This is a genomic window from Pseudomonas sp. NPDC079086, from assembly GCF_044542155.1.
In the GTDB taxonomy this organism is placed as follows: Bacteria; Pseudomonadota; Gammaproteobacteria; order Pseudomonadales; family Pseudomonadaceae; genus Aquipseudomonas.
On record NZ_JBITTY010000004.1, the window covers coordinates 1 to 3,268 of the forward strand.

The window sequence follows — 3,268 nt, forward strand, 5'->3', positions numbered from 1 at the left end:
TCGATCTCCGGTCGTGGCACCGTGGTAACTGGCCGTATCGAGCGCGGTATCGTCAAGATCCAGGAAGAAATCGAGATCGTTGGTCTGCGTGATACCACCAAGACCACCTGTACCGGTGTTGAGATGTTCCGCAAGTTGCTCGACGAAGGTCGTGCTGGCGAGAACTGCGGCGTTCTGCTGCGTGGCACCAAGCGTGACGACGTTGAGCGTGGCCAGGTTCTGGTCAAGCCAGGTTCGGTTAAGCCGCACACCACCTTCACTGCAGAAGTGTATGTGTTGAGCAAAGAAGAAGGCGGTCGTCACACTCCGTTCTTCAAAGGCTACCGTCCTCAGTTCTACTTCCGTACTACTGACGTAACTGGTAACTGCGAACTGCCGGAAGGCGTTGAGATGGTAATGCCAGGTGACAACATTCAGATGACTGTCACTCTGATCAAGACCATCGCAATGGAAGAAGGTCTGCGTTTCGCCATTCGTGAAGGCGGTCGTACCGTCGGCGCTGGCGTCGTAGCCAAAATCATCGCGTAAGTGATGGTTTGAGAAAAAGCCCCCGCTTGCGGGGGCTTTTTTATTGGGTTGACACCTGCTAGGGGCGTCTATAGAATCACGCCTCCTTTTAACGGGCGTATTGCGTCCGTTGGGAATAGCAGCTTGGAATCTGAGGTCAAAATGCAAAACCAACAAATCCGTATTCGGTTGAAGGCTTTTGACCATCGCCTGATCGATCAATCAACCCAGGAAATCGTGGAAACCGCGAAACGTACTGGTGCTCAGGTGCGTGGTCCTATTCCTCTGCCTACCCGCAAAGAGCGGTTCACCGTTCTGACCTCGCCTCACGTCAATAAAGACGCGCGTGATCAGTTCGAGATCCGTACTCATAAGCGTGTTCTGGACATCGTCCAGCCAACGGATAAAACCGTTGACGCGCTGATGAAGCTTGATCTTGCGGCTGGTGTGGAAGTGCAGATCAGCCTCGGCTAAGACCGCTTTAGGTTTTAGTCGTGTAACGCTCTGAAATGGGCGGCCATAGCGGGTGAAAGCCCCGTACACTCATGAGGTTACAACATGACTATTGGTGTAGTCGGTCGAAAGGCGGGTATGACCCGTATTTTCACCGAAGAAGGTGTCTCCATTCCGGTTACGGTCATTGAGATCGAGCCGAATCGCGTCACTCAGTTCAAGACTGAAGAGTCCGATGGCTATCGTGCAGTGCAAGTAACTGTCGGTGAGCGTCGTGCTTCACGTGTCAGCAAGGCGCAAGCCGGTCACTTCGCTAAGGCGAATGTCGCGGCAGGCCGCACTGTTATGGAATTCCGTCTTGAAGAAGGCGAGTACCAGGCAGGCGATCTGATCAACGCTGAAATATTCCAAGCTGGTCAGCTGGTGGATGTCACCGGTCAGTCCAAAGGTAAAGGCTTTGCCGGTACCATCAAGCGTTGGAACTTCCGCGGCCAAGACAACACTCACGGTAACTCCGTGTCCCACCGTGTTCCGGGTTCCATTGGCCAGTGCCAGACTCCGGGTCGCGTATTCAAGGGCAAAAAAATGTCCGGTCATATGGGCGCTGAGCGCGTGACCGTGCAGTCCCTGGAAGTAGTGCGGGTTGACGCTGAACGCAATCTGTTGCTGGTCAAGGGTGCTGTTCCTGGCGCTACTGGCGGCAACCTGGTTGTACGTCCAGCGGCCAAGGCTCGCGGTTAAGGGGAAGCTGACATGCAATTAAATGTAAATGGCGCTCAAGCAATCGAAGTATCCGAAGCCACTTTTGGCGGCGCATACAACGAGACCCTGGTTCACCAAGCAGTTGTGGCCTACATGGCCGGCGGCCGTCAGGGCAGCAAGCAGCAGAAGACTCGTTCCGACGTATCCGGTGGCGGTAAGCGCCCTTGGCGTCAGAAGGGTACTGGTCGTGCTCGTGCAGGTACCACTCGTGGTCCGATCTGGCGTGGCGGTGGTGTGACCTTCGCGGCTCGTCCGCAGAATCACGATCAAAAGCTGAACAAGAAGATGTATCGCGCTGCATTGCGTTCGATTCTTGCCGAGCTGGTTCGTACTGATCGTTTGATCGTCGTCGAAGACTTCAGTGTTGAAGCTCCGAAGACCAAAGAACTGTTGGGCAAGTTGAATGGCATGGGTCTGACCGATGTGCTGATCGTGTCCGATGCTATTGATGAGAATCTGTACCTGGCTGCTCGCAACCTGCCACACGTTGATGTTCGTGACGTGCAAGGTTCCGATCCAGTTAGTCTGATCGCGTATGAAAAGGTGCTGGTCACCGTTTCTGCCGTGAAGAAATTCGAGGAGCTGCTGGGATGAACCAGGAACGCGTATTTAAAGTGCTGCTTGGCCCGCACATCTCCGAGAAGGCCACGGTTCTCGCTGACAAGAAAAGTCAGTTCGTTTTCAAGGTTGCAACCGATGCAACCAAGCTGGAAATCAAGAAGGCCGTCGAAAGCCTGTTCAGCGTGAATGTTGCTGCTGTTAATACCGTGAATGTTCTCGGTAAGACCAAGCGCAACGCTCGCGGCCTGGGCAAGCGTAACGACTGGAAGAAGGCGATCATTTCGCTTCAGCCAGGCCAAGATCTCGATTTCGCCAGCAGTGCTGAGTAAGGAAGGGGTGCATCATGGCAATCGTTAAATGCAAACCGACTTCCCCTGGCCGCCGTTTTGTGGTCAAGGTGGTCAATCAGGAGCTGCATAAAGGCGCTCCTTACGCTCCGCTGCTTGAGAAGAAGTCGAAGACTGGCGGTCGTAACAACAATGGTCGTATTACCACTCGTCACATCGGTGGTGGCCACAAGCAGCATTACCGTCTGGTCGATTTCCGTCGCAACGATAAAGATGGCATTCCAGCTACTGTCGAGCGTATTGAATACGATCCGAACCGTACCGCACACATCGCTCTGTTGATGTATGCAGACGGCGAGCGTCGCTACATCATCGCCCCTAAAGGCGTGAGTGCTGGCGATCAGCTGGTAGCTGGCATCATGGCTCCGATCAAGCCGGGCAACAGTCTGCAGCTGCGCAATATCCCAGTTGGTAGCACTGTTCACGGCATCGAACTGAAGCCGGGTAAAGGTGCTCAGATCGCTCGTTCCGCTGGTGCTTCGGCTCAGCTGATTGCGCGTGAAGGTGTCTACGTGACCCTGCGTCTGCGTTCCGGTGAGATGCGTAAAGTGCTGGCCGAGTGCCGTGCGACCCTGGGCGAAGTCTCGAACTCCGAGCACAGCCTGCGTTCGCTGGGTAAAGCTGGTGCCAAACGCCGG

Annotated in this window: 6 protein-coding genes; all 6 read left to right on the forward strand. The window is 54.7% G+C overall.

Features of this window, described 5'->3' with window-relative positions; translation table 11 throughout:
- Positions 1 to 528: EF-Tu/IF-2/RF-3 family GTPase (locus ACIGEK_RS17955; RefSeq protein WP_397494646.1), on the forward strand; the 528-nt coding region annotated here is incomplete at its 5' end.
- A gap of 141 nt (positions 529 to 669) precedes the next feature.
- Positions 670 to 981, forward strand: coding sequence for a 30S ribosomal protein S10 (gene rpsJ, locus ACIGEK_RS17960; protein ID WP_010486970.1), 312 nt, complete (start codon positions 670 to 672; stop codon positions 979 to 981).
- 84 nt (positions 982 to 1,065) lie between these two features.
- Positions 1,066 to 1,701, forward strand: a complete 636-nt coding sequence (gene rplC / locus ACIGEK_RS17965; protein ID WP_090255807.1) for a 50S ribosomal protein L3 — start codon at positions 1,066 to 1,068, stop codon at positions 1,699 to 1,701.
- 12 nt (positions 1,702 to 1,713) lie between these two features.
- Positions 1,714 to 2,316 (forward strand): 50S ribosomal protein L4, encoded by a 603-nt coding sequence (gene rplD / locus ACIGEK_RS17970; protein ID WP_090255805.1) that lies wholly within the window; start codon positions 1,714 to 1,716, stop codon positions 2,314 to 2,316.
- Complete coding sequence (gene rplW, locus ACIGEK_RS17975; RefSeq protein ID WP_160089364.1) at positions 2,313 to 2,612, forward strand: 50S ribosomal protein L23; 300 nt, start codon at positions 2,313 to 2,315, stop codon at positions 2,610 to 2,612. The genes rplD and rplW overlap by 4 nt, the downstream gene beginning before the upstream one ends.
- A 14-nt stretch (positions 2,613 to 2,626) precedes the next feature.
- Positions 2,627 to 3,268: 50S ribosomal protein L2 (rplB, locus tag ACIGEK_RS17980; protein WP_397494647.1), on the forward strand; the 642-nt coding region annotated here is incomplete at its 3' end.